The 25,093-nt window shown below is 72.3% G+C and carries 20 protein-coding genes; 6 read left to right on the plus strand and 14 right to left on the minus strand.

Features of this window, described 5'->3' with window-relative positions; translation table 11 throughout:
- Positions 1-24 precede the first annotated feature (24 nt).
- The 9 genes from ABZX11_RS38340 to ABZX11_RS38380 all read right to left on the minus strand — a co-directional run bounded on the left by ABZX11_RS38340 (position 25) and on the right by ABZX11_RS38380 (position 12,132).
- Positions 25-3,846 carry a LamG-like jellyroll fold domain-containing protein gene (locus tag ABZX11_RS38340; protein WP_354922830.1) on the minus strand — a complete coding sequence of 1,274 codons (3,822 nt, stop codon included), beginning with the start codon at positions 3,844-3,846 and terminating at the stop codon, positions 25-27.
- An 18-nt stretch (positions 3,847-3,864) separates the two neighbouring features.
- On the minus strand, positions 3,865-4,848 hold the full coding sequence (gene yjfF, locus ABZX11_RS38345; RefSeq protein ID WP_176169871.1) for a galactofuranose ABC transporter, permease protein YjfF: 984 nt from the start codon (positions 4,846-4,848) through the stop codon (positions 3,865-3,867).
- Positions 4,845-5,888 (minus strand): ABC transporter permease, encoded by a 1,044-nt coding sequence (locus ABZX11_RS38350; RefSeq protein ID WP_176169872.1) that lies wholly within the window; start codon positions 5,886-5,888, stop codon positions 4,845-4,847. The genes yjfF and ABZX11_RS38350 overlap by 4 nt, the downstream gene beginning before the upstream one ends.
- On the minus strand, positions 5,885-7,378 hold the full coding sequence (locus tag ABZX11_RS38355; RefSeq protein WP_254897429.1) for a sugar ABC transporter ATP-binding protein: 1,494 nt from the start codon (positions 7,376-7,378) through the stop codon (positions 5,885-5,887). Before ABZX11_RS38355 ends, ABZX11_RS38350 begins: the two co-directional genes overlap by 4 nt.
- 30 nt (positions 7,379-7,408) lie before the next feature.
- Positions 7,409-8,389 carry an ABC transporter substrate-binding protein gene (locus tag ABZX11_RS38360; RefSeq protein ID WP_176169873.1) on the minus strand — a complete coding sequence of 327 codons (981 nt, stop codon included), beginning with the start codon at positions 8,387-8,389 and terminating at the stop codon, positions 7,409-7,411.
- A 125-nt stretch (positions 8,390-8,514) separates the two neighbouring features.
- Positions 8,515-9,558: a LacI family DNA-binding transcriptional regulator gene (locus tag ABZX11_RS38365; RefSeq protein ID WP_354922835.1), complete on the minus strand. Its 1,044-nt coding sequence runs from the start codon at positions 9,556-9,558 to the stop codon at positions 8,515-8,517.
- Positions 9,559-9,836: 278 nt separating this feature from the next.
- Positions 9,837-10,808, minus strand: coding sequence for an endonuclease/exonuclease/phosphatase family protein (locus ABZX11_RS38370; RefSeq protein ID WP_354922838.1), 972 nt, complete (start codon positions 10,806-10,808; stop codon positions 9,837-9,839).
- The gene (locus ABZX11_RS38375; protein ID WP_354922841.1) at positions 10,805-11,728 is read right to left on the minus strand and encodes a serine hydrolase; all 924 of its coding nucleotides are present in this window, start codon (positions 11,726-11,728) and stop codon (positions 10,805-10,807) included. The genes ABZX11_RS38370 and ABZX11_RS38375 overlap by 4 nt, the downstream gene beginning before the upstream one ends.
- Positions 11,729-11,877: 149 nt before the next feature.
- Positions 11,878-12,132 carry a hypothetical protein gene (locus tag ABZX11_RS38380; protein ID WP_176169877.1) on the minus strand — a complete coding sequence of 85 codons (255 nt, stop codon included), beginning with the start codon at positions 12,130-12,132 and terminating at the stop codon, positions 11,878-11,880.
- Between the two features lie 230 nt (positions 12,133-12,362).
- Here ABZX11_RS38380 and ABZX11_RS38385 point away from each other — a divergent pair, with 230 nt between their 5' ends.
- On the plus strand, positions 12,363-13,448 hold the full coding sequence (locus ABZX11_RS38385) for a hypothetical protein (RefSeq protein ID WP_354922844.1): 1,086 nt from the start codon (positions 12,363-12,365) through the stop codon (positions 13,446-13,448).
- A 4-nt stretch (positions 13,449-13,452) separates the two neighbouring features.
- On the opposite strand, the gene ABZX11_RS38390 is transcribed toward ABZX11_RS38385, so the two are convergent.
- Positions 13,453-14,247: an SDR family oxidoreductase gene (locus ABZX11_RS38390; RefSeq protein WP_354922847.1), complete on the minus strand. Its 795-nt coding sequence runs from the start codon at positions 14,245-14,247 to the stop codon at positions 13,453-13,455.
- Positions 14,248-14,465: 218 nt separating this feature from the next.
- On the opposite strand from ABZX11_RS38390, the gene ABZX11_RS38395 reads away from it, so the two are divergent.
- Positions 14,466-15,083 carry a LysE family transporter gene (locus tag ABZX11_RS38395; protein ID WP_354922850.1) on the plus strand — a complete coding sequence of 206 codons (618 nt, stop codon included), beginning with the start codon at positions 14,466-14,468 and terminating at the stop codon, positions 15,081-15,083.
- A gap of 111 nt (positions 15,084-15,194) precedes the next feature.
- Positions 15,195-15,893 (plus strand): DUF6008 family protein, encoded by a 699-nt coding sequence (locus ABZX11_RS38400; protein ID WP_354922853.1) that lies wholly within the window; start codon positions 15,195-15,197, stop codon positions 15,891-15,893.
- Here the strand turns inward: ABZX11_RS38400 and ABZX11_RS38405 are convergent.
- The 3 genes from ABZX11_RS38405 to ABZX11_RS38415 all read right to left on the minus strand — a co-directional run bounded on the left by ABZX11_RS38405 (position 15,874) and on the right by ABZX11_RS38415 (position 21,693).
- On the minus strand, positions 15,874-19,974 hold the full coding sequence (locus ABZX11_RS38405; protein ID WP_354922856.1) for a beta-galactosidase: 4,101 nt from the start codon (positions 19,972-19,974) through the stop codon (positions 15,874-15,876). The genes ABZX11_RS38400 and ABZX11_RS38405 overlap by 20 nt on opposite strands.
- 166 nt (positions 19,975-20,140) lie before the next feature.
- Positions 20,141-21,184, minus strand: coding sequence for a LacI family DNA-binding transcriptional regulator (locus ABZX11_RS38410; RefSeq protein WP_176177658.1), 1,044 nt, complete (start codon positions 21,182-21,184; stop codon positions 20,141-20,143).
- Between the two features lie 212 nt (positions 21,185-21,396).
- Positions 21,397-21,693, minus strand: coding sequence for a hypothetical protein (locus tag ABZX11_RS38415; RefSeq protein ID WP_354922859.1), 297 nt, complete (start codon positions 21,691-21,693; stop codon positions 21,397-21,399).
- A gap of 105 nt (positions 21,694-21,798) precedes the next feature.
- On the opposite strand from ABZX11_RS38415, the gene ABZX11_RS38420 reads away from it, so the two are divergent.
- Positions 21,799-22,368, plus strand: coding sequence for an RNA polymerase sigma factor (locus ABZX11_RS38420; protein ID WP_354922862.1), 570 nt, complete (start codon positions 21,799-21,801; stop codon positions 22,366-22,368).
- On the plus strand, positions 22,365-23,483 hold the full coding sequence (locus ABZX11_RS38425; RefSeq protein WP_354922865.1) for a CU044_5270 family protein: 1,119 nt from the start codon (positions 22,365-22,367) through the stop codon (positions 23,481-23,483). Before ABZX11_RS38420 ends, ABZX11_RS38425 begins: the two co-directional genes overlap by 4 nt.
- Positions 23,484-23,630: 147 nt before the next feature.
- Here the strand turns inward: ABZX11_RS38425 and ABZX11_RS38430 are convergent, their stop codons facing one another.
- Positions 23,631-24,281 (minus strand): helix-turn-helix domain-containing protein, encoded by a 651-nt coding sequence (locus tag ABZX11_RS38430; RefSeq protein ID WP_176169885.1) that lies wholly within the window; start codon positions 24,279-24,281, stop codon positions 23,631-23,633.
- Between the two features lie 119 nt (positions 24,282-24,400).
- Between ABZX11_RS38430 and folE the strand changes: the two genes are divergently transcribed.
- Complete coding sequence (folE, locus tag ABZX11_RS38435) at positions 24,401-24,988, plus strand: GTP cyclohydrolase I FolE (protein ID WP_217709740.1); 588 nt, start codon at positions 24,401-24,403, stop codon at positions 24,986-24,988.
- Positions 24,989-25,093: the final 105 nt, after the last annotated feature.

Genomic DNA, 25,093 nt, shown 5'->3' on the forward strand with positions numbered 1-25,093 from the left:
GTGTACGCGCCGCGTCCCGGGGTCTTAGCGGCCGGTGAGGACCAGCGTCGTCACCGAGTTGGCCGGCAGCGTCAGCTTCGACGTCGCGGCCAGCCCGGTGATCTCCCTGGTCTGCGGCACGATGGCGGTCGGCGCGGCGAGGCTGTTGCGCCCCGCCGGATCGCCGGTGAGTGTGGTGAGTGTCCCGGTGCCGTCGACGGCGGTGACGCCGGTGAGCGACAGCCGGGCGGTCTGCACCTGACCGGACGGGTTGACGAGTTTGACCGTGAAGGTCTTCCTTCCGCTCTTCGTGGTCACGTTGACCACCTGCCGCAGGGGGCTGCCCTGGTTGAGGCGGCTGGTCACGATCTGCTTGCCCAAGGTGCTGGAGAACATCTGCTGCACCCAGTACGACGGCGAGGCGTAGCTCGTCCCGGCGTCGAAGCCGATCAGGTTGACCGGCCAGTTGGACTGGTTCTCCTGCACCAGCACCGGCGCGTACATCGAGCCGATGACGACGTCGCTGTTGCGTTCGAGGCCGGTGAGGAACGCGGCCTCGCCGATGGCGGCGGCCAGCGTGCCGGTGGGCCTGCCGTCCTGGGCGCCGTACTCGCCGACGAGGATGTCCGGGCCGGACCGGTCGGCGGTGTCGTAGCGGGTCGAGTTGTCGGTGAACCACTGCGGCGACTGGTAGTAGTGGTCGTCCGCGGCGTCCGGGCGGATGCCCGGCGTGGCCGACGCGGCCCCGCCCTGCAGGCCGCCGGTGGTGGCGACGACGGTCAGCTGCGGGTACTTCGCCTTGATGGCGTTGAACATGTCCGTGTAGCGCCAGGCGTAGCTGCCCGAGCCGTCGAACCAGTCCTCGTTGCCGACCTCGACGTAGTGCAGGTCGAACGGCGCCGGGTGCCCGTCGGCGATCCGCTTGGCACCCCACGTCGTGGAGCTGTCGCCGATGGCGTACTCGATCTCGTCGAGGGCCTCCTGGACGTACTGCGGGTAGTCGGCCTGGCTGACGTGCTGGCCGTTCAACGTGTAGCCGGCGAACAGCGCGAGCAGCGGCTGGGCGCCGATGTCCTCGGCGAGCTTCAGGTAGTCGAGGATGCCGAAGCCGTCGGTGGACCAGTAGCCCCACGCGGTGTTCTGGTGGCCGGGCCGCTCTTCGAGCTTGCCGATGGTCTTCTTCCACTCGAAGCGGGTGTCGAGCGTGTTGCCCTCGAGGTAGTTGCCGCCCGGGACGCGGAACAGGCCCAGCTTCATCGCCGCGAGCTTCTGCCCGAGGTCCGCGCGGACGCCGTTGGGGCGGTTCTTGAAGGTCGGCGGGAACAGCGACACCTGCTGGAACCAGGCGTCCCCGCTCAGGGCCTTCTTCCCCTTGTTGAGCAGCGAAACGACGATCCGGTTGTCGGTGGACGCGGTGATCGTCGACGGCGTCGTGAAGCTGAACGTCTGCTGCGCCCACCCGGCCCCGACCGGCTGGACGTCCTTGCTCGCCAGGACCGTGCCGTCCGGCTTCTCCAGGCTGACCCGGACCGCGCCGGTCCAGCTGCCCTTGGCGAAGAAGCTGCCGGTGTACTTCGTGGCCGGCTTGGCGGCGACGCCGTAGAAGCCCACGTTCGCGGCCGCCACCCGGCCCGCGGGCGGGACGGTGTCGGCGTGCAGCTTCAGCGAGCGGTCGAGCGCGGTGCTGAGCGGGTTCGCGGTGTCGACCGCGTAGGTGCCGGCCGCCCCCGCCGAAGTGAGCAGCGACCAGTACGGCACCGGCGTGTCGCCCGCGCCGCTGCCGGGCTGGTAGCCCTCCTTGAACGTGCGGTTGCGGACGAGTTCGGCGTAGAGGCCGCCTTCGACCGAGTGGCTGATGTCTTCGAGGATCGAGCCGTACGTCGTCGGCCGGGTGTTCGCGCGGACGACGTTGGCGTCGACGGCCAGCTGGTTCGCTCCGGCGAGGGCGCCGATCTGCGCGGAGGTCAGCGGGAAGCGGCGCAGCTCGACCTCGTCGACCGCCCCGGTGAACCCGGACCCGACGGTGAACGGCGCCGCCGCGGTGCCCGAAGCCGGGCAGGCGGAGACGTCGAGCGTCGTGCCGGCCGGCGTGCCGCAGGTGCTGGTGACCGCGGCCGCGTCGCCGTCGGCGTAGACGGTCAGCCGCTGGGCGGCCCGGTCGAGAACCAGGGCGGCGTGGTGCCAGGCGCCGTCGGCGAGGCCGCCGCCGGTGGTGGTCACCTGGATCGTGCCGACCCGGGCGGTGAGCTTGCCGCCGGTGACGCCGAGCGCGTAGCCGTCGCCGTGGTCGACCAGGGTGCCCGCCGCGGTGGTGCGGAACCACGCGGCCAGCGAGAGCGAGCCGGTGCCGGTGTCGAACGCGGGCGAGCTGCCCATGTCCACAGTGGACTTGCCGTCGAGCTGCACGGCCCGGCCGGCCGCACCGGCGGTCCAGGTGGCCCCGCGGAGCGTGCCGTCGGCCGCGTTGGCCGAGGCATCCCGGGCGACCGTGCCGGTCCCTTCGTCGAAGTGCCACGAACCACTGGCCGCCAGCGCGGCCACGGCCGAGGCGGTCAGCGGCGTCGGATACGCGCGGACGTCGTCGATGCCGCCGTCGAACCAGTCGACCGGGCTGCCCGCCCACTTGCCGCGGCCGATCTCCAGGTGCCCGGCCGCGGTCCACGGCGTGGTGAACGGGACGCTCTGCTGCAGCGTTCCGTTGACGTACAGGGAAAGCGTGCCGGCTGCCCGGTTGTAGACGCCGACCACGTGCTGCCACTGGTCGGCCTGCGCGGGCAGCGTCGACACGGCCGAGGAGGAAGCCGAATCGCCGTCGCTCGCGCGCCGGGTGAAGGCGAACCGGCCGTCGGCGGCGCGCTGCAGGTAGAAGCCGCTGATCGCCGAGCCGTCGACGCTCACCGCGGTCCGGAAGCCGGTCGCCGCGGTGGGCTTGACCCACGCCGACACCGAGAAGCTCTGCGCCGTGTCCACGGCCGGCGCCGGGACGTCGACCGCGGCGTCGGTGCCGTTCAGCGCGACGCCGTGCGGGCCGACGACCCCGTCACCCCAGGCTGCGCCGCCGGTGAGCGTGGCGGTGCGCGCGTCGAGCGAGTCGTCCGCGGTCGTGGTGCCGCTGCCCTCGTCGAGGCGCCAGTGCCCGGCGGTGGCCAGGCGGGCGGCGTCCGCGGCGGACAGCGGGCCCGAGTAGGCGCGCACGTCGTCGATCGAGCCGTCGACGAAGTCCACCGGGTTGCCGCCGTACTTGCCGCGGCCGATCACCAGGTGCCCGGTGCCCGCCCAGCTGGTGGGCGCGGCGACGGTGGCCTGGCGGGTGCCGTCGACGTACAGCGACAACGTCGACGCGGCGGCGTCGTACACACCGGTCAGCTGGTACCACTGGCCCGCCACGGGATCGAAGTTCGCGCCCGCGACCACACCGTCGGCCGGAGCGTCCCCGGCCAGGCGGGTGAAGGCGAACCGGCGCGAGTCATCGCGGAACTGCAGGAAGAAGTTGCTCACCTGCGTGCCGTCGACACTCACGAACGTCTGGAAGCCGGACGTCTTGTCCAGCTTCACCCAGCTGCTCACCGAGAAGCTCTTCGTCGTGTCGAGCACCGGCGCGCCCGCGTCGGCGAAACCGTTCGCGCCGTCGGTCGTCAGTGCCCCGCCGCGGATGCCCGGGCCCCAGCCCGCTCCCCCGGTCAACGTGGCCGGGTGGCTGCCCGCGGTGTCGGCGGCGGTCGTCCCGCTGCCGTCGTCGAACGTCCAGTGCCCCGCCAGGGCCGGGTCGGTGTCGGCCGCGGCGGCCGGCGCCGCCGCGATGGGCACGGCGGAGCACAGCGCCAGCGCGGCGAGCACGGCCGTGGGCCGCCGCAGTCTGCGGAGCATGACTCTCCCTCGGGGTTTTCAGCGGGTCCGTCGGGTGACGAGACGCTGCAGGACGATGAACACGAACAGGAGAGCCCCGGTGATGATCGAGGTCCACCAGGAGTTGAGGGTGCCGTCGAAGGTGATCAGGGTCTGGATGATGCCCAGCACCATGATCCCCAGCACGGTGCCGAGGACGTAACCGGAACCACCGGTCAGGATGGTGCCGCCGATGACGACCGCGGCGATCGCGGTCAGCTCCAGGCCGACGCCGTTGAGCGGGTCGCCCGAGGACTTGTAGAGCACCAGCAGCAGCCCGCCGAGCGCCGAGCAGACCCCGCTGATCGTGTACACCGCGATCTTCGTGCGGCCGGTCTTGAGACCCATCAGCATCGCGGACTGTGCGTTGCCGCCGATCGAGTAGACCGTGCGCCCGAACCGGGTGAAGGCCAGGACGTAGGCCGCCGCGGCGACGACCACCAGCGCGACCACCACGCTGATCGAGATGTGCAGCTCCCCGCCGAGCGGGAGCTGCGTCTGGGCCAGGGTGGCGATCGTGGCGTTGTCGATCGAGTACGCCTCGGTCGTGATCGTGTAGCAGAGGCCGCGGGCGAAGAACATCCCGATCAGCGTCGCGATGAACGGCTGGATCTCGAAGAAGTGGATCAGCGCGCCCATCCCGGCGCCCAGCACCGCGCCGACCACCAGCACCACGGCGATCGCCGCGTACGCCGGCCAGCCGTGCTTCTGCATCAGGTCGCCGGAGATCACCGTGGAAAGCGCGACCACCGAGCCGACCGACAGGTCGATGCCGCCGGTGAGGATCACGAACGTCATGCCGACCGCGACCACGAGCAGGAAGGCGTTGTTGATGAACAGGTCGAGGATGACCTGCCCGGACCCGAAGGCCTCGTACTGGACCGCGCCGAACACGTACGCGGCGATCAGCAGCGCCAGCGTCGCGAGGATCGGCACGTGCCGCTGCTGCGGCCGGTAGCCCTTCACGCGGGCGAGGGTGGTCATGCGGTGACCTCGACCTTCTCCGGAGCGGGGGTGGGCGCCGGGGCGACCGGGCGGGCTCCCCGCCTGCGGAACCGGCGGCGGAACGCGGGCGACTGCAGGAGGCACACCACCAGCACGACGATGGCCTTGAACAGCATGATCGACTCCGGCGGGATGCCCAGTGCGTAGACGGTGGTGGTGAGCGTCTGGATGAGCAGCGCGCCGATCACCGCGCCGCCGAGGGAGAACCGGCCGCCGGTCAGCTGGGTGCCGCCGACGACGACGGCGAGGATCGCGTCGAGCTCGATGAACAGCCCGGCGTGGTTGGCGTCGGCGCTGTGCACGTTCGCGCTGATCATCAACCCGGCGATGCCCGCGCAGAGCGCGCAGAAGACGTAGACGAGCCAGGTCAGCCGCGCCGAACGGAGCCCGGCCAGGCGGCTGGCTTCGGGGTTGCCGCCGACGGCCTCGACGAGCAGGCCGAGCGCGGAGCGGCGGACGAGCACCGACGCCAGCACGAACACGGCGAGCGCGATGAGGATGGCGCTGGGCAGGGTGAACAGGAACCCGCTGCCGATCCACTCGAACGAGTGAGAGTTGACGGTGATGATCTGCCCGCCGCTGATCAGCTGCGCGATACCCCGGCCGGCGACCATGAGGATCAGCGTCGCGATGATCGGCTGGATGCCCAGCGCCGCGACCAGCCAGCCGTTCCACACCCCGAGCACCAGCGAGAGGCCGAGTGCCAGGCCGAACGCGACCAGCGTCGTGCCCGCGCCGTCCGGGTTGTCGCTGATCCACAGGCAGGCGAGCGAGCCGCTGATCGCCACCACCGCGCCGACCGAGAGGTCGATGCCGCGGGTGGCGATCACCAGCGTCATGCCGATCGCGATGAGGATCAGCGGCGCACCGTTCTTCAGGATGTCGACGAGGTTCCCGTAGAGGTGCCCGTCGCGCAGCTCGATCTTGAAGAAGGACGGGCTCGCGATCAGGTCACCCAGCAGCAGCACCAGCAGGGCCACCACGGGCCAGAAGAGCCGGTGTTTCGTCAAGCGGGTCATGCCTGCACCCCCTCGGCCATCGTGGCCATGATGTCGTCCGCGGTGAGCGCCTGGTTTTCCCGCTCCGCCACGACCTTGCGGTCCCGCAGCACCACGACCCGGTGGCTCAGCCGCAGGACCTCTTCGAGTTCGGCGGAGATGTACACGACGGCCATGCCGTCGCCCGAGAGCTGGGTGACCAGCCGCTGGATCTCCGTCTTGGCGCCGATGTCGATGCCGCGGGTGGGCTCGTCGAGGATCAGCAGCCGCGGTTCGGTGATGAGCCAGCGGGCCAGCAGCACCTTCTGCTGGTTGCCGCCGGAAAGGTTGCCCACCAGGGCTTCCGGGTTGGCGGGCCGGATGTCGAGTGCCTTGATGTACTTCTCGGCGATTTCGTCCTGGCGGCGGCGCGACAGCGGCCGTGCCCAGCCGCGGGAGGCCTGCAGCGCCAGCACGATGTTCTCGCGGACGGTCAGTTCCTCGACCAGGCCTTCGGCCTTGCGGTTCTCCGAGAGGAACGCGATCTTGTGGTCGAGCCCGGCCCGCGGGGTGCGCAGCGAAGTCGTCGCGCCGTCGACCTGCACCGAGCCGCTGTCGGCGTGGTCGGCGCCGAAGAGCAGCCGGGCGAGTTCGGTGCGGCCGGAGCCGAGGAGGCCGGCCAGCCCGACCACCTCGCCCTGGTGGATGGCGAGGTCGAACGGCTCGACGCCACCCTTGCGGCCGAGGCCTTCGGCGGCCAGCAGCACGGGAGCGCCGGCCACTTCGGCGCGGCTGGGGCCGGAGTCCTCCAGGTCCTCGAGGACCTGGAGCTCCTTGCCGATCATCCGGGTGACCAGCTCGACCGGGGTGATGTCGACGGTCTTGTACTCGCCGATGAGCTTTCCGTTGCGCAGCACGGTCATCCGGTCGGCGATGGCGAAGACCTGGTCGATGAAGTGGGAGACGAACAGGATCGCCATCCCGCTCTCGCGCAGGGACCGGACGACCTTCAGCAGCTGCTCGACCTCGCCGGTGTCCAAACTGGACGTCGGTTCGTCGAGGACGAGCACCCGCGCGTCGACGTCGAGCGCGCGGGCGATCGCCACCAGCTGCTGCACCGCGATGGAGCAGGTGGACAGCTCGGCCGAGACGTCGACGTGGACGTCCAGCCGGGCCAGCAGTTCCTCGGCCCGCCGCCGCATCGGGCCCCACTGGATGCGGCCGAAGCGGCGGGGTTCCCGGCCGAGGCAGACGTTTTCCGCCACCGACAGGTTCGGGCAGAGGTTGACTTCCTGGTAGACCGTGCTGATGCCGGCCTGCTGGGCCTCGCCGGGCCCGCCGAAGGAGACGGCGGTCCCGGCGAGGGTGATGGTGCCCGCGTCCACGCCGTAGACCCCGGTCAGCACCTTGATCAGGGTGGACTTGCCGGCGCCGTTCTCCCCCATCAGCGCGTGGACCTCGCCCGGGAACAGGCGGAAGTCGACGCCGTCGAGGGCGAGGACGCCGGGGAACTCCTTGCGGATCCCGGTCATGGTCAGGATTTCGGTGGACACGGGGACCTCTCAGTACTGCCGCTGCGGCAGCGCGGCCTTGGCCGACGCCTGGTCGAACTCGGTCTCCTGGGTCTCGATGCGGGCGGGCACCTGCTCGCCGGCGGCGACCTTCTTGACCAGGTCCATCAGCTGCGGGCCGAGCAGCGGGTTGCATTCGACGACGTGGTTGATCTTGCCGTCGGCCAGCGCCGTCAGCGCGTCCTTCACGCCGTCGACCGAGACGATCTTGATGTCCTTGCCCGGGACCTTGCCGGCGGCTTCGATGGCCTCGATGGCGCCGAGGGCCATGTCGTCGTTGTGGGCGTAGAGGACGTCGATCTTCGGCTGGGACTTCAGGAAGGCCTCCATGACCTCCTTGCCCTTGGCGCGGGTGAACTCACCGGTCTGCGACGCGACGATCTTGTACTTCGGGTCCGCCGCGATGACGTCCGCGAAGCCCTTCTTGCGGTCGTTGGCCGGCGCCGAGCCGGTGGTGCCCTGCAGCTCGACGATGTTGACCTGGCCGGTGGCGCTGCCGAACTCCTTGGTCAGCCACTCCCCCGCCTTCTTGCCCTCGGCGATGAAGTCGGAGCCGAGGAAGGTCTTGTAGAGCGACTTGTCCGGCGAGTCGATCGCGCGGTCGGTCAGGATGACCGGGATGTTGGCGTTCTTCGCCTCCTTGAGGACGGTGTCCCAGCCGGACTCGACGACCGGCGAGAAGGCGATGACCTTGACCTTCTGCTGGATGTACGAGCGGATCGCGGAGATCTGGTTCTCCTGCTTCTGCTGCGCGTCGGAGAACTTCAGCTCGATCCCGGCGGTCTTCGCCGATTCCTGGATGGACTTGGTGTTCGCCGTCCGCCAGCCGCTCTCGGCGCCGACCTGGGCGAAGCCGAGCGTGATCGCCCCGCCCGAACCACCGGACGAACCGCCACTCCCGCAGGCGGTGAGCAGCACGAGTCCGGCCGCCGCGGCCGCCGCGGCGGCCCATCGCTTCTTCAGCACGTTCACTCCTCGATCGACGGTGATCTGTGGGAAAACCTGTGTGGGGAACTCGGTGGAGCAATTGCGTGGAACAAATTGCGTGTTAGCGCTAACAATCCCTCGGGACCGCAGGGTCCGCGCCGGCCGCCGCGCTACCGCGGTCCGGTGCTCTCGCGCACGATCAACTCGGGGACGACCAGGGCGCGCGCGTGCCGGTCGCCTCCGTCCATCCGCCCGGCCAGCAGGCCGAACGTACGCCGTCCGACTTCGATGAAGTCCTGGCGCACCGTCGTCAGCGGCGGCGTGAAGTACGCCGCCTCGGGGACGTCGTCGAAGCCCGCCACGCGCACGTCCCGCGGCACCGAGATGCCCGCTTCGGCGAACGCGCGCAGCAGGCCCAGTGCCATCTGGTCGTTGCCGGCGAAGACGGCGTCCAGATCCTTTTCCCCGGCGAGGGATCGCCCCGCCTCGTACCCCGACCGCGAGCTCCAGTCGCCGCGGATCACCCGCGGGGCCCCGACGCCGTGGCGTTCCAGGGTTTCCCGCCAGCCGAGCTCGCGGTCGCGGGCTTCCAGCCAGTCTTCCGGCCCGGCGATGTGCCACACCGTGCGGTGGCCCAGCGCCAGCAGGTGCTCGGTGGCGCGGCGGGCGCCGTCGCGCTGGTCGACGGAGATGACCGGCACCGGCGCCGCCTCCCCGCCGCCGACCGCGACGACCGGGAAGTCCGCGGGCGCGGCTTCCAGCGCCCGTCCCGCGCTGACGTGCGGCGCGATCACGATGACGCCCTCGACCGCCTGGCGGCGCAGGTTCTCCACCGCGTCGGCGATCGACGACCGGCCGGGGCGGCTGACGCTCGAGATCGTGATCGCGTACCCGGCTTCCCGGGCGGCGTTCTCGATGCCGTACAGCGTGCTGGCCGGACCGTACAGATTGGACTCGAGTGCGACGACGCCGAGCGTGCCGGTCCGCCCGGTGACCAGCGCGCGGGCCGCGGAATTGGGCCGGTAGCCCAGTTCTTCGATGGCCGCGAGCACCCGGGCCCGGGTCTCGGGGCGCACCGGACCGGTCCCGTTGATCACCCGGGACACGGTCATGTGGGACACGCCGGCCACGCCCGCGACGTCGGTCAGGCTGGGCTGCCGCGTCCCGGCCGAAGTGGCCTTCAGGGGGCCGCCGGAGCGGGGTCGTTCGGCCACCGGCGTCCCCTTTCGTCCGCGTCGACATGGTCGGCATCACCTGTTCCGGTGACGACGAGGAGTTAGTGTTAGCGATAACACCCACGGGGTCAACCCCGGGCCGCGTAACGGTCTAGTCACATGGTCTTCACATCGGCCCGACGACGAATTCGACGGCCCGACCTGCGCGGAGCGTCGTCCGAAATTCACCGCCCGTCAGCACGGCCCGGTGTTCAACGGCATGTTCGCCGCTCACCCGGGCCGTCTACCACACGCTTCGGCCGGCTCCCCCACGCGGGTCAGAACGCGATCGTGGCGGCGACGGGCAGGTGGTCGCTGCCGGTCGCGGGCAGCGTCCAGGCCGCCACCGGCCGCACGCCGCCGACGAAGATCTGGTCGATGCGGGCCAGCGGCAGCCCGGCCGGCCAGCTGAAGCCGAAGCCGTCGCCGGCCACGTCCTGCGCGGCTCGCAGCTTGCCGGTGATCGGCGCGAGCGCACGATCGTCCGCCGTGCCGTTGAAATCGCCGACGAGCACGGTCCGCGGCGCGGATTCCGCGGCGACGGCGTCGGCGAGCAGCCGCATCGCCGCGTCGCGGCCGTTCGCGGTGAACCCCGCGTCGAGCCGCACGCGGACCGAAGGCAGGTGCGCGACGAAGACCGCCACCGGCCCCTTCGGAGTGTCCACTGTGGTCTGCAGCGCGCGGGTCCACGGCATGATCGCCACCGGCCGGGTGTCCCGCAGCGGGAAGCTGCTCCAGACGCCGACCGTGCCCTCGACCTCGTGGTACGGGTAGGCCACGGCGAGGGCGTCCGCGTACTTCGGCACCTCGGACCTCTTCAGCTCCTCGAGCGCGACCACCTGCGCACTCGAAGCGGCCAGGGCCCGCGCGGTGCCCGCGGGGTCCGGGTTCTCGTCGTTGACGTTGTGCGAGACGATCGTGAGGTCCCCGCCGGGCTCGCGCCGGTCGAACAGCCGGCTGCCGAACATCCCGCCCCAGGCCAGTGCGGGCAGCAGGAGGACGACGAGGGCGAGCGCCGAGCGGCGGACCAGCGCCGCGGCCAGCAGCGGCAGGACGAGCAGACCGGTCCAGGGCAGGAACGTCTCCAGCAGGCTGCCGGCGTTGCCCGGCCAGTTGGGCACCAGCGGGTGCGCGAGGAGCAGCAGGGCCGTCAGGACGGCGAAGGCGGCGATGACCCGCCCGCGGCGCCAGGTCCCGGCCCACCGGCGCGGCCCGGCCGGGACCACCGGCAGCTCGGTCGTGGCCGTCATCGGGTGGCCGCCGGCAGCTCACGCCGGATCGCGGCGATGAGCTTCGCGCTGTTCTCGAGCGCGGCCCGCAGCCCGGCGGACGGCGTCCCACCCGGGCTCTGGTGGAGGACGACGCCGAGGATCAGCGCCCCGTTGCCCGCCTGGGCGGCCCACATCAGGGCCCCGCCGGCGGCGGTCGACGAGCCGGTCTTCAACCCGATCACGCCGTCGCGGCCGAGCAGGGTGTTCGTGTTGACGACCGCACCCGGGACACCGTCGATCCGCAGGCTCGGGGTGGCGACGATCGCGCGGACGACGGGGTTCTTCATCACCTCGCGGGCCAGCCGCAGCTGGTCGGTGGCGGTGCTGGTGGTCGAGTCCTCGACCCCGCTGGCGCCGGTGTAGGTCGTGCTGGTCATGCCCAGCGCCGCGGCCTCGCGGTTCATCTTCGCGACGAAGGCCTCCTGGCTGCCCGCGTCCCACCGGGCGAGCAGCCGGGCGACGTTGTTCCCCGAGGGGACGAGCATCAGGGCGAGCAGGTCCCGCTCGCTCAGCCGCCGTCCCGCCCGCACCGGCGCGCTCGACTCCTCGGACGAGGTGGACTCGGCTTCGGCCTGCTGGTCGACGGTGATTTCGGGACCGGACTCCCCGGGCCCGAGCGGGTGGTCCTTGAGCACGACGTAGGCGGTCATCACCTTCGTGACGCTGGCGATCGGCACCGGCCGCTGCTCACCGCGGCTGCCGAGCGACCCGAGGTTCTGGACCTCGGCGCTGGCTTGCCCCTCCGCGGGCCACGGCAGCGGGAGGTCGACGGCGGGCCGTCCGGCCAGCGCCCGCCCGGCGATCTCGGGCGGGAAGACCACCCAGCAGGCGGCGGCGAGCCCCACGGCCACCGCGGCGGCAACCCCCGCGGTGACGGGCGGGATGCGGGTACGGGCCATCGGTCTCCTCCGGGTGACGGGTGCGCTCGGTGCCGCGCACTCCGGTCACTCTGTCCGGAGAAGATCGCCGGTTCGTCGGGGGTGTTCGACAGGTGTGAACCAGAAATGTCCCGATCCTGTACCAAGCCCGCCCGCCGCCGCGGGCCGGGTCAGGTCCTCGAGCGCTGGATGCAGTCGAGGCCGACGCCGAGTGAGGTGAGGACGTACTGGCAGATGTGCGACGAGTGCGCCTCGTCGGTCTGCGTGCAGGCGACCGGCACGCCGAGCAGGTCCACCGAGCAGTACGCGTAGAACTGCGTCGAGCTGCCCGGCACCTGGTCTGCCGACGCCGGCGCGGCCGCGGCGACCACCGCGGAAACCGTGAGTGCCGCGGCCGTGGCCCAAGAAGCGATCCGGGTGTTCATCGTGTTCTCCTTCCGCGGAGCTTTCCCCTGCGTGTCAAGGGGTTCACCGGGGAGAATGCCCTCGCCGCGCCGGCTTCAGCGGTCGATCACCGGAAAGTGTCACGCCCCACCGCGTTCACGGATGTGACCACCATTCAACCCGTTGACGCGCCTGGGGGCGGTGACCTATAAAGGGAAACGTCCGGGTGTTCGCCGCACACCTCCGCAGTTCCGCTTTCCGGAGGTCATCGGTGTCCCCACGTTCGCTGTCCCGCAGCGCCGTTTTCCGCTGCGCTGTCGGTGTTCCCGCCACGATCGCCGTCCTCGTCGCCCTCGGCGGCCCGGCCCGGGCCGCGGGACCTGCCCGGTTCGTCGACGTCGCCACGGCCGCCCAGCTCCGGGCCGCACTGGCCGGCGCCGTCCCCGGGCAGGCGATCCGGCTCGCGGCCGGCACCTACCGCGGTCCGTTCGTCACCACGAAACCCGGCACGGCGGCCGAGCCGATCACCCTGTCCGGCCCGGCGGACGCCGTGCTGATCAACGACGGGCCCGCCGGCGAGGCGCCCGGCTGCCCGGTACCGACGGCAGGCTGGGACTCCGGCTACGGGCTGTGGCTCTCCGGTGCGCCGTACTGGACCCTGCGCGGGTTCACCGTGCAGGAGTCCAAGAAGGGCATCGTGGTGGACGCGTCCCCGCACACCACGATCGACGGTGTCACCGTGCACCACATCGACGAGGAGGCCGTGCACTTCCGCCGCTCGTCGGCCGACAGCGTGCTGGAGAACTCCACGATCACCCACACCGGCCTCGTGCAGCCCGGCTACGGCGAAGGCGTGTACCTCGGCTCGGCCGGCTCGAACTGGGGCTGCCACGGCAACTCCGGCGGCGCCGACCGCGGCGACCGGATCCAGGTGCTCGGCAACCACATCGGCCCGTTCATCGCGGCCGAGCCGATCGACGTCAAGGAGGGCACGTCCGGCGGCCTCATCCGCGGCAACACCTTCGACGGCCGCGGGATCACCGGCGAGAACTCGGCGGACTCCTGGATCGACGTCAAGGGCACCGGCTACACGATCGAAGGCAACACGGGCACCTTCGCCCCGCCCGGCACGTTCGCCAACGGCTACGAGAACCACAACCCGAGCACGAGCCCCTCGTTCCCCAACGGCTGCGGGAACGTCTGGCGCGCCAACCGGTCCGACCTCGGCGGCGTGGGCGCCTACGCTATCAAGATCAGCTCGGTGTCGAAGTGCGCGGCGAACCCGAACGTCGTGTACGCCTCGAACACCGTCACGAACGCCCGCTCGGGGCTGACGAACATCCCGGTCACGCCGTGAGGGCTCAGGGCACGATCGCGTCGACGTAGCCGCCGTCGACGCGGACGGCCGCCCCGGTGGTCGCCGAGGCGAACGGGGAACTCAAGTACACCACCAGGTGGGCGATCTCCTCCGGCTCGATCAGCCGCTGCAGGAGCGACTGCGGGCGGTGCTTCCTCATGAACTCGCGCTGGGCCTCGTCCCACGGCAGGTCCTTGTCCACCAGCTCGTACACGAAGTCCTCGACGCCGCCGGTGTGGGTCGGGCCGGCGATCACGGCGTTGACCGTGACGCCGGTTCCGGCCGCGTGCTTGGCGAACCCGCGGGACACGCCCAGCAGCGCCGTCTTCGACACTCCATAGTGGATCATCTCGGCCGGGATGACGATCGCGGAATCGCTGGCGATGTACTGGATCCGGCCCCAGCCGCGGTCGGTCATGCCCGGCAGGTAGGCGCGGGTGAGGCGGACCGCGGCCAGGACGTTGACCTCGAAGTAGTGCCGCCACTCGGCGTCGGTGATGTCCAGGGGCTCCTTGGGGCCGAAGATGCCGAGGTTGTTGACCAGGATGTCGGTGTCCGGCACCTCTTCGACCACCTGGGCCGCGCCCGCCTCCTCGGAGACGTCGCCCGGCGCCGGCAGGAACTCCGCGTCCGGCACCTGCTCGCGCAGCCGCGCGATGGCCTTGAGGACACCGGTCTCGCTGCGGCCGTTGATCGCGACCCGCGCGCCCGCCGCCGCCAGGCCCGCCGCGATCGCCGCGCCGATGCCCTGGGTGGAGCCGGTGACCAGCGCCGTCTTCCCGCTCAGGTCGACCCGCATGGTGAAAGCCCTCTCTCGCTCGCGTGCCTCCCCGGGCCGATTCAAGCACAGCTCGCCCGCGCCCACCGGCTGGAAAACCCGGTTGCCCTCCCCCGGCGCCGGCGTCACGATCTGCGCATGACGACGTATCGCACCCCGCTCCTGCCGACCGCCGCCGCGACCACCGCGCCGGTCCGGCAGCAGCCCGGCCGTCCGCGGGGGTCGATCGTTCCCGCGCCGTGAGCGCGGCGCTGCTCGCCGGCCTCGTCGCCGGCTACGGCATCGCGATCCCGGTCGGCGCCGTGGGGACGTACCTGGTCGCCCTCACCGCCCGCACGTCCCTGCGCACCGGCCTGGCCGCCGCACTCGGGGTCGCCACCGCCGACGGGGTGTACGCGCTGGTCGCCGTGCTCGGCGGCGCCGCGATCGCGGGCGTGATCGCCCCGGTCGCCGGGCCGCTGCGGCTGCTGTCGGCGGCCGTCCTGCTCGTGCTCGCGGCCGTCGGCGCGGTGCGCGCGATCCGGTCCCACCGCGCGCCGGCCGCCCGGCCGGTGACGCCGCTCGCGCCCGGCCGCGCCTACGTCAGCCTGCTCGGCATCACGCTGGTCAACCCGGCCACCGTCGTCTACTTCACCGCGCTGGTGGTCGGCGGCCGCGCCGGCACGGCCGTCCCCGTGCTCGACCAAGCGGTGTTCGTGCTCGCCGCGTTCGCCGCGTCGGCCAGCTGGCAAGCCGCACTCGCCGGAGGCGGGGCACTGCTCGGACGGGTCCTCACCGGTCGGCGGGGCCGGCTGGCGACAGCGCTCGTGTCGAGCGCGGTGATCGCCGCGCTGGCCGTCCGCCTTGTCCTCTCCTGAGCCGAAAAACGTTGCGGTGTAACGGTTTGTCCGGTTCCCGGGCGCACGCCGGGAGACGTCCTGCGGCGTGGTCGCCGCTTAGCGTCGGGGGAACGGACACGGGAGGCGGCCATGGCGATGCCGATGTCGGGATGGGACACCGCGGGCGCGGTGCTGCTGGTGCTCTGGGCACTGGCCATGTGGACGGCGGTGGGTGTCCTGGCCTACGCCGACCGCGGACCGGTGCGGCCCTGGGTGCACCGGGGTGCGCTCGTGGTGATCGGCTTCGGCGTCCTCGGGCAGCTCGGGCACGTCCAGGAGCACCTCGCCCAGGTCGCCTACTGGCTCGGTCACCCGAACGCACCGGCCTGGATGACGCCGTGGGGCAGCGGCCTGGCCGCGGGTCTCCAGATGGTGCTGCCGGGCCGGCCCACGTTCGGGATGGAACTGCTGCACCTGACCGGGAACTTCCTCTTCCTGGCCGGCCTGGCGGGGGTCATGGTGATCACCCGCCGCGCGCGGAGCACGCGCACCCGCCGCTGGGCACGGATGGGCGTCTGGATGCAGGGCCTGCACGGCCTGGAGCATCTGGTCCTGACGCTGTCGGTCGCGTTCGGGGCGCCACGGGCGATCGGGCTGTCCACGTTCTTCGGGCTCGTGGACCCGGGTCCGGGGCTGACCACCTACCGCGTCTGGTGGCACTTCGGCGCGAACGTCGCCGGCTCGGTGGTCTTCGGGCTCGCGCTGTACCACCTGTGGCGCGAACGGCGGCAGATCCGCGCCGGCTTCGTGCTCCGGCCGGCGCCCGCGCTCACCGCGCGGGCGGCGTGACGCAGGTCAGCGTCGGCAGCGCCCAGTCCGCGTGGTCGTTGCCGTTGCCGTCGCCGCCGTCGCCCACCAGGAGGTCGAGCACCTGGGCGCCGGTGACGTCGACGTCGATCGGGACCGCCTGCTGCCCGCCGCGGACCACCGGGGTGGTCACCTTGGTCACCCCGTCGGCCGAGACACTGAAGGTCACGCTGCCGCCGGTGCCGGTTTCGCCGTCGACGCCCACCGACGCCGTCAGCCGGGTGCACGAGCCCGCCAGGTAGAGCTGGACGTCGCTCGCCGCGTGGGCGCCGAGCCCCTTGGCGTAGGAGACCCCGCCGACGGTCATCGGCCTGCCGTCGCCCGCGCTCGCTTCGCCGTTGCTCGTGTCGCGCTCGACCGGGCCCCAGCCGTTCGTGGCGGTGAGGAACGGCAGCGAGCTGACCGCGACCTGGCCCGCCGGCGGTGCCGGGGGTACCGCGCCGACGATCCGTTCCCCGGTCACCGAACCCGCGCGGCCCGCCTGCCGGTAGGCCACCGCGACCTTCAGCGCCGCGGTGTCCACAGTGGAGGGCGGGGTCACCGTCCAGGAGAACGTGGCCGACCTCCCGCCGTCGAGGCGCGGGACCGAAGCCGGCGCCGCCGCCCCGACCGCCCACCCGGCGGGTGCGGTCAGCGTGGGCCTGACGTCGAACGCCGTCGGCGCACCCGCCGGCACGGACACGGTCGCCGACGCGGTGAACGCCTGCCCGGCCGAGGCGGTGTCCGGCGCGGTGAGCGCCACCCCGGCGGTCGGCGCGGGCGGCATCGCGTACCGCACCGGGTCGTAGCCGGGCGAGGCGTTCGGCCGGACGGTCAGCGGCGAGCGGTAGCTGCCGTAGTTCGTCCACTCGAGCTTGCCGAGCCCGCCCGTGCTGCCGTCGAGGTTCCACACCGCGACCGCGATCGTGTTGTGCCCGTTCGGGTTCAGCACGCCGTTCGGGATCGGGAAACTGTGCTGCGGCCCGAGGTAGTTGACGTACTGGCCGAGCTGCCAGCCGTTGACGAACAGCAGCGCGCGGTACTGCCGCGCCGGGTCGTCGGTGATCGTCAGGCCGAGCGAGGTGTCCTGGCCGCGCGGCAGGTCGAGGTCGGCGGTGGTGCGGTACCACGAGACGCCGGGCGTGGTGTCCTTCGACGGCAGCGACGCCGGTGCCCAGCCGCGGTCCGGGAAGCCGGGCAGGGACCAGCCCGCGCGCTCGCCGTACAGCCCGCCGGTGTTGAGCGGCCCGCGGACCTGGTCAAGGCCGGTCTCGCCGCCGCGGACGCCCTGCAGCCGCCAGGTCACCGACGTCAGCGGGGTGCCGGTCAGCCGGGCCGCGGTGAGCCCGCGGGCGGCCTTGTTCCCGTTGCCGGCGCCGTAGTCCTCTTCGTGGCCCATGTTCACGGTCAGCACGGAAATCTCGTTGTCGCCCTGGCACAGCGCACCGGCCGGGAAGCCGAACGTGTGCTGCGGGCTGGTCGAGCTGCCCAGGAAGACGCCGTTGAGCCACGCCGAGAACGCGCCCGCCGGGCCGCCGCTCTGGCTCGACAGCGTGATGCCCGTTTGCTTGCCGTCACCGGTGAAGTGCCCGCGGTACCAGGTGTTGCCGGTGTGGAAGCCGTAGTCGTCGGCGAACAGGACGGGTTTCGTGCCGAGCGCGGTCGAGCTGTTGGTGGTGTCCTTGTCGGCCACCGGCCACGCCGAATCGTCGAAGCCCGGCCGGCTTTCCGGGGACTCCTGCTGGTGCTTCCAGCCCGTCAGCGCGGGCAGCGTGACGGCCTTCGCGGTCGGCGCGGTCCCGGTGAGGCCGCCGCCGGCGGTCGGCTTGACCGGCACCCGGGAACCGTTCCACGTCACGGTGTTCGCGGTGCCGAAGACCTCGAACGTGCCGTCGGTGCCGGTGTCGCCGGTCAGCGCCAGGGCCCCGTACTGCTCGGCCGCGGTCCGGACCAGGTGGGTGCCGCGGACCAGCACCGGCCCGGCCGCGGTGTCCTGCCGCCAGAACGTCGCCGCCGTGGCCTTGTCCGCCAACAGCAGGAGCAGCGGCCGCGCGCCCGGCGCGGTGACGAGCACGCGGGTCAGCCCGTCGTGGGTGTAGTTCAGCCGCAGGTCGCCGCGGACGGCGTCCCAGGTGCTCGTCGCGGCGCCGCCGAGGACCTGCACGGCCGGCTGCTTCGCGAACCGCAGGACCGTCTCGCCCGGTCCGCCCTGGTCCCCGTAGAGCACCGCGATGTCCCGGTTGCCGATGGCGGCGGACGTCATGACCTCCGACGTCGAGTACTGCATCCGCGTGGCACCGAGGTCGTAGCCGGCGACCAGGATCTTCGACTGCCGCCCGTTCAGCGTGATGCCGGTGCCGGGCTGCTGCGGCACGACCGGGTAGTAGTCCGCGCTGCCGGACAGCAGGTCGACGGCGTCCACCACGACGAAGGACCCGGTGGCGGCGGTGTTCTTCTGCCCGGAGACGACGATCTTCAGCGTGTGCGCCCCGGCGGGCAGGCCGCGGACCTCGTAGCCGGTGATCTGGTTCTGCTTGCTCGCCGCGTAGAGGTCGGCGGAGGCGACCTTCGCGTCGTCGAGGTAGACGTCGGCGACGCCGTGGTTGCCGTCCTTCGACGTCACCCAGCGGATCCCGGTGCCGGTGAAGGGGATGCTGACGCTGTCGCCGGTGGTGTCGGAGAAGGACTCCGTGTGCTGGTAGTCCCCACCCGTGTAGTCGACCTCGGGACCGACGTGGCTCCACGTGCCGCTGTAGGCGACCTCGGCGGCGCGGTCGTCGTAGGTGTAGCCGGCGTGCGCGGCGAGGTCGAGCGCGACGCTCGCGGTGTTGGTGGCGGTGGACGTCGAGTCGCTGTGGCGCAGGGTGTGGAACTGCGTGCGGGTGTCGGGGTTGATCCGGGCGGTGTCGGTGAGCGCCGGGTCGGTCAGCGGCGCGGCGGCCAGCCCGTCGGTCTTGGTCAGCGGGGCGACGGACTGGGTGAAGTAGCCGATCAGCTTGTCCTCGTTGTACTTCGGGTCGAACTGGCGGCCTTCGGTGATCGCCGCGCCGTAGTCGTAGGAGGTGTAGTTCTGCGGGATCGCGCTCCAGCCCCACGACGTGCCGCCGTGCAGCATGTAGAAGCTCTGGCCGGTCGCGCCGACGGCGATGTTCTGCTTGTAGAAGACGTTCGCGAACTGGTCGTTGATCAGCTGGGCGCACTTCTCGTAGCCCGGGCCGCCCCACGGGTCGAAGGCGCCGCCCTGGAACTCGGCGGTGATCAGCGGCTTGCCGGGGACGTGGTCGTAGCTGATGTCCGGCACGCCGTTCCAGCGCGTCGGGTTCGAGCAGTCGAAGCCCTGCGGGTAGGAGTCGGCGGCATCGACGTCGAGCGCGGCGGCGCCGGCGTTGAACGTGCCGTTGTTGTTGCCGACGAGCGGGACGGTGATGCCGTCGGCGCGGGCCTTGTCCTCCAGGTGCTGCATGTAGGCGCGGCCGTCGGCGTTGCCGTTGTAGTACTCGTTTTCGACCTGGTAGGCCAGCACGCTGCCGGTGCCGTCGGTGAGCTGGTGGCGGGCGATGATCCGGTCGATCTGCGTCTGCCACTCGTCGGAGTAGGCGAGGTAGACCGGGTCGGCGCTGCGGGTGTGGCCGGGCGTGGTGGACAGCCAGGTCGGGAAGCCGCCGCCGTCGACCTCGGCGTTGATGTAGGGCCCGGGCCGCGCGATGACATACAGGCCAGCCTGCTGGGCCATGTCCAGGAGCCGGTCGAGGTCGCGGACGCCGGTGAAGTCGTAGACGCCCTGCTTCGGCGAGTGGTAGCCCCAGTCGAAGTACAGCGAGGTGGCGTTGAAGCCGGCCGCCTTCATCTTCTGGAAGATGTCGAGCCACAGGTCGGGGCTGGGCAGGCGGTAGGAGTGGAACTCGCCGGACCACAGGTAGGTGCGGTTCCCGTCGACCAGGAAGGAGTAGCCGTCGTAGGTGACGCTGTGCGCCGGCTTCGGTGCCGCGGCCGCGGCCGCCGGAACGGCGATGCCGGCCAGGGCGAGGAGCCCCGCGAGAGCCGCGAAGAACGTCCGGAAAAGGGCACGGCGGACCGGGCGCATGCGGGCCTCCTGGGACGGCGACGGACCAGAATCGAACACGATCCTTTGCCGACTCCACAGAAGTGGTCAAGAAGCAACACCGAGATGGATCAGTGCCGACGTCGTGTTAACGCTAACAATGTCCGGAAACAGACAGCCGACCAGCCACGGAACGCCACAGCCGGGATCAGCGGGGGCGGGTGCTCTCCCGGATGACCAGCTCGGCGGGCACGAGGTGCCGGGCCCCGGCGTCGCCGCCCGCCATCCGCTCTTCCAGGAGACCGAACGTGCGGCGGCCGACCTCGATGAAGTCCTGGCGCACCGTCGTCAGCGGCGGGGTGAAGTACTCCGCCTCCGGCACGTCGTCGAAGCCGGCGACGTGCACGTCCTCCGGCACCCGGATGCCCGCCTCGGTGAACGCCCGCAGCAGGCCGAGCGCCATCTGGTCGTTGGCCGAGAACACCGCCTTGAGCCCGCGCCTGCCGACCAGCGCCCGGCCGGCCTCGTAGCCCGACCGCGGGCTCCAGTCGCCCCGGACCACCGCCGGGACGCGCAGGCCCCGGGCCTCCAGGGTCTCGCGCCAGCCGCGCTCGCGGTCGCGGGCTTCCAGCCAGTCCTCCGGACCGGCCAGGTGCCAGACCGTCCGGTGGCCCAGTGACAGCAGGTGCTCGGTGACGAGGCGGGCGCCGTCGTACTGGTCGACCGAGAGCACCGGCACCGGCGCGGCCTCGCCACCGCCGACCGCCACCAGCGGGATGTCCGAGGGCGCCGCCGCCAGCGCCCGCCCGGCGGTGACGTGCGGGGCGATCACGACGATGCCCTCCACCGCCTGGCGCCGCAGGCTCTCCACCGCGTCCCCGATCGACGTGCGGCCCGGCCGGCTGACGCTGCAGATGGCGACGCCGTAACCGGCCTCCCGGGCGGCGTTTTCGATGCCGTAGAGGGTGCTCGCCGGCCCGTAGAGGTTGGACTCGAGCGCGACCACGCCGAGCGTCCCCGAACGGCCGGTGACCAGCGCCCGCGCGGCGGTGTTGGGCCGGTACCCGAGCTTCTGCACGGCGGCGAGGACCCGCTCGCGGGTCTCCGGGCGCACCGGCCCGCTCTCGTTGACCACCCGCGAAACGGTCATGTGCGAGACACCGGCCATGCCGGCGACGTCGGCCAGGCTCGGCTGCCGCGGCCCCGGCGGAGAGGTCCTCGTCTGCTCCCCCGGCTTCGCCCGGTCCACCACCCTGGCCCCCTCCACGTCGTACCGTCTCACCCCCGAGACGGTACCGCCGAACCAGCGCTTTCCGGACGTCCCGCGCCGCGTCGGAACCACCCGAGCGGACGAGAAAGGGCTTTCACCGCCGCGATGCCGCGCCGGAGGTCTCCGCCGGGGTCGTGGCGGTCACCGGACTCGCCTTCCCGCAGTGGTCTGAGCCACCGTCGAAGCCCGCCGGGTCACGTCCGCGGTGCCGGGCGAACGGAAGCGCACGAAGGTGGGCCCGGCCGGCATGCCGGTCCGCGCGGTGACGACGGCGTGGCTCCCGGCTCGTCGTCCCCGGGCAGGCGCGTCTCGCGGAGCCGTTCCGGCGGTGCCGCGGTCGCCGTCGTCGCCACGCTCGTGGTCAGCACCGGAACGGCCGGGGCCGGCGGCCCGGCCGGGTCCGGTGGCCGGACCGCCGCGGCCGCCAGCAGCGTCGCCGCCACGGCGGCGGAGCAGGTTCCGGCGACCAGGATCGCGGTTGCCCTGTGCATACCGGCTGTTGTCCGCAGGCGGCTCTCCCGTTCCGCGGATGTGGCGTGCGTCTCATCCCGGCGAGCGAACGGGGACGCGGGCGGCGGACCCCGACAACCAGTAGCGTGACCAGAATCGTCGAACGGCTGGACCGGCCCGACCTCGCCGCACGGGATCCCCGGGAGATCTTCGCGCGGCTCTTCGACGAGTACGCCCCTCCCCTGCGCGGCTACCTCGCGGGCCGGGTGGGCGTGCACGTCGCCGACGACCTCGTGGCGGAGACGTTCGTCGTCGCGCTGCGAAGACGGGCGAGCTACGACCCGGAGCGGGCCCCGGTCCGCGGCTGGCTCTACGGCATCGCCACCAACCTCCTGCGCAACCACGTGCGCCAGGAGGTCCGCGGGTTCCAGCTGACCGCGAAGGCCGGCGTCGAGGACCGCCCGGCCGAAAACCACGACGCCGCGGTCGCCGGCCGGGTCGACGCGGCCGCACGGCTGCGCGTGCTCGCCGCCGAGCTCGCCGCACTGTCCGAACAGGACCGCGACGTGCTGCTGCTGACGTCCTGGGCCGGTCTCGAACCGGCCGAAGTCGCCGAGGCGCTCGGCGTGCCCGCGAGCACGGTGCGCTCGCGCCTGCACCGCGTCCGCCACCGGCTCCAAGCCCTGCTCGTCCCCACCGAGGAGAACCCGAAATGAACGAGCTCGACGACACCCTCGAGCTGCTCCACCGCGAAGCCCGCACCGCGCCGGCCGACCTGTCCGCGGCCCGCGCCCGGCTGCTGGCCGAGCTCGACACCGGCACCGTGCTCCCCCTGCGCCCGAAGCGCGTCCGCCGGTTCGCGCTGCCGGTCGCGGCCGCCGTGGCCGGGGTGGTCGCGGTGACGGTGGTGCTCGCCCAGCAGCGCCCGGCCGCTCCGGCACCCGGGCCGGCCGCGGCACCGCCGGTCGCGGCGCCGCCGTCCGGCTCGACGACGAAGCCGGCGACCCCCGACGTCCGGCTCATGTCCGCGGTCCAGGTGCTGACCCGCGCGGCGGACCTGACCGTCGGCGCGGCCGACCAGCCGGTCGGGCCCGGGCAGTTCCGCCTGGTCGCCGAGCACACGTGGGTGCAGCGCGGCGTCCAGACCGGCGACACCACGGGCTACACCTACCTGTGGGAGCAGGAGGTCGACCGCTGGATCCCGGCGGACGAGCACGACCTCTGGCAGGAAACCCGCAGGATCCTGCGGACCGGGAAGTTCCTCGGCGGTTCGGTGCCGCAGGCGCAGGCCCCGGAGCCGGAGGTCACCGACACCGACCAGGGCCAGTGGCAGGGCCGCTGCGGCGACTTCTTCCCGAAGGCCAAACCGCCGAAGAAGTGCGGCGACGCGACGGACTGGGACAGCGCGGCGTTCTACGCGGCGCTGCCCCACGACCCGGCGGCGCTCTACGCGAGGCTGCAGCAGCTGACGAAGGGCCGCGGCTCGACGCCATCGGTGATGTTCCACTTCGGCGTCGAAATCCTCCGCGCGGGCCGGATGCCGGCGCAGCTGCGGGCGCAGTGGTACCGGGCGCTGGCGAAGATCCCGGGCATCAAGGTGCTGGCGGCCGAAGCCAACCTCGACGGCCGGACGGGCATCGCGCTCGGCCTGGACGACCGCCACGAGATCCGCCAGCTGATCATCGACCCGGCGACCGGGGCGTTCATCGGCGAGCGCACGATCGCGGGGGCCGAGCCGGAGCAGCCCTGGCTCGAGCCGGGCACGGAACTGGGCGCGAGCGCGATCACGACCGCGGTGGTCGGGCGGCTCGGCGAGGTGCCGCCGCAGTAGCGGACCCCGCTCCCGGGGCGGCCTTCGGCTGGTTCGAAGCCCGCCCCGGGAGCGTCCGACGCCGGGCACGATGACCACCGCGGTCGCCGGACAGCTCGGTGAGGTGCCCGAACCAGCGCATCGCGCCCCCGGGGCGGCCTCGGTCCCTCAGTCCGCGGCCAAGCGGACGCAGCACGTGCCCGGCCGCGGGTCCGGCCGGGCGCGCAAGCTCTTCTCCCCCACCCCGGCGAGCATGCCTTCGACCAAGCCCAGGTTCATCTCGCACACCAGCCGCCGGTGGGCCCGGGCGAGCGCGTCGAACGGGCAGTTCGCGAGCACCACCGAGCCGTCTTCCGCGCGCGGCTCGAAGCCGGTTTCCTCCAGCGTGCTCACTATGTCCCGGCCGCCCGCGGCCAGGTCGGCGCCGTGTGCGCGGGCACGTGCGGTGAGGATTTCCCGCGGTGAGCCGCCGGTTTCGCCGGCCTCCTCCACCGCCGCCGCCAGCAGGTGGCCGGCGAGCTCGTACTGCCGCTCGGGCAGGGAAAAGCTCACCTGCCTGCCCGAGCGCCGGTACAGCTTCGCCGGGCGGCCCGCCCCGGGCCCGGTCCGGCCCGTCCGGCGCTCGTGACCGACCTCCAGGAGCTGCTCGTCCACCAGGCGGTCGAGGTGGAACGCGACCGTCGCACGGGGTACACCGAGAGCAGCGGCCACGTCGTCCCGGCTCACCGGCTCCGGGCGGCGGACCACGTACTCGTACAACCGGCGCCGGGTCGGCTCGTCGAGCGCTGCGGCCGCGGCCAGCGCCTGGGGGTGCTGCATCACCGCATTCTAAAACAAATGAGTGTTGACGAAAACCCCGGCCGGCTTCTAACGTCGGCTCGTCTTGATTTTAGAAGGAGGCCCCCGTGACCGTCGAACCCGTCAGCGCACCGGTCCCGTTGCGGCACCTCGGTGTCGTCCCCGACCGCGACGCCGTCGACCTGCGCGCGGCCGAGCGTGCGGTCGCCGACTTGTTGCGGGCCCTCGGCAAGGACCCGACGTCGGAGCACCTGGGCGACACGCCGCGGCGGGTCGCCCACGCCTACGCGGAAATGCTGCGGCCCCGCGACTTCCGGCTCACGACCTTCCCCAACGACGAGGGCTACGACGAGCTCGTGCTGGCGAAGAGCATCCCGGTGCAGTCGCTGTGCGAGCACCACCTGCTGCCCTTCCGCGGCGTCGCGCACGTCGGCTACCTGCCCGGCGAGCGGATCCTCGGGCTGTCCAAGCTGGCCCGCGTCGTCGAGATGTTCGCGCGCGACCTGCAGGTGCAGGAACGGCTGACCAAGCAGGTCGCCGACTGGCTGCAGGAACAGCTGTCGCCCAAGGGCGTCGGCGTCGTGATCGAGGCCGAGCACCTGTGCATGTCGCTGCGCGGCGTGCGCGCGAGCGGCGCGCAGACCGTGACGTCGTCGCTGCACGGCCTGCTCCGGGAGGAGCCCAAGACGCGGCAGGAGTTCTTCGCGCTCACCGGCGTGAGCGCCTGACGAGCCGGTCGACGGTGGACGGACCGGCCGGTCCGAGGCAGTACGGCTCGTCGCGGGCGATCTGCTCCGGCGGGCAGAACCGGCTGCGGCCGCCCGTGATCTGCG

It is taken from the genome of Amycolatopsis sp. NPDC004169 (assembly GCF_040610315.1).
GTDB lineage: Bacteria > Actinomycetota > Actinomycetes > Mycobacteriales > Pseudonocardiaceae > Amycolatopsis.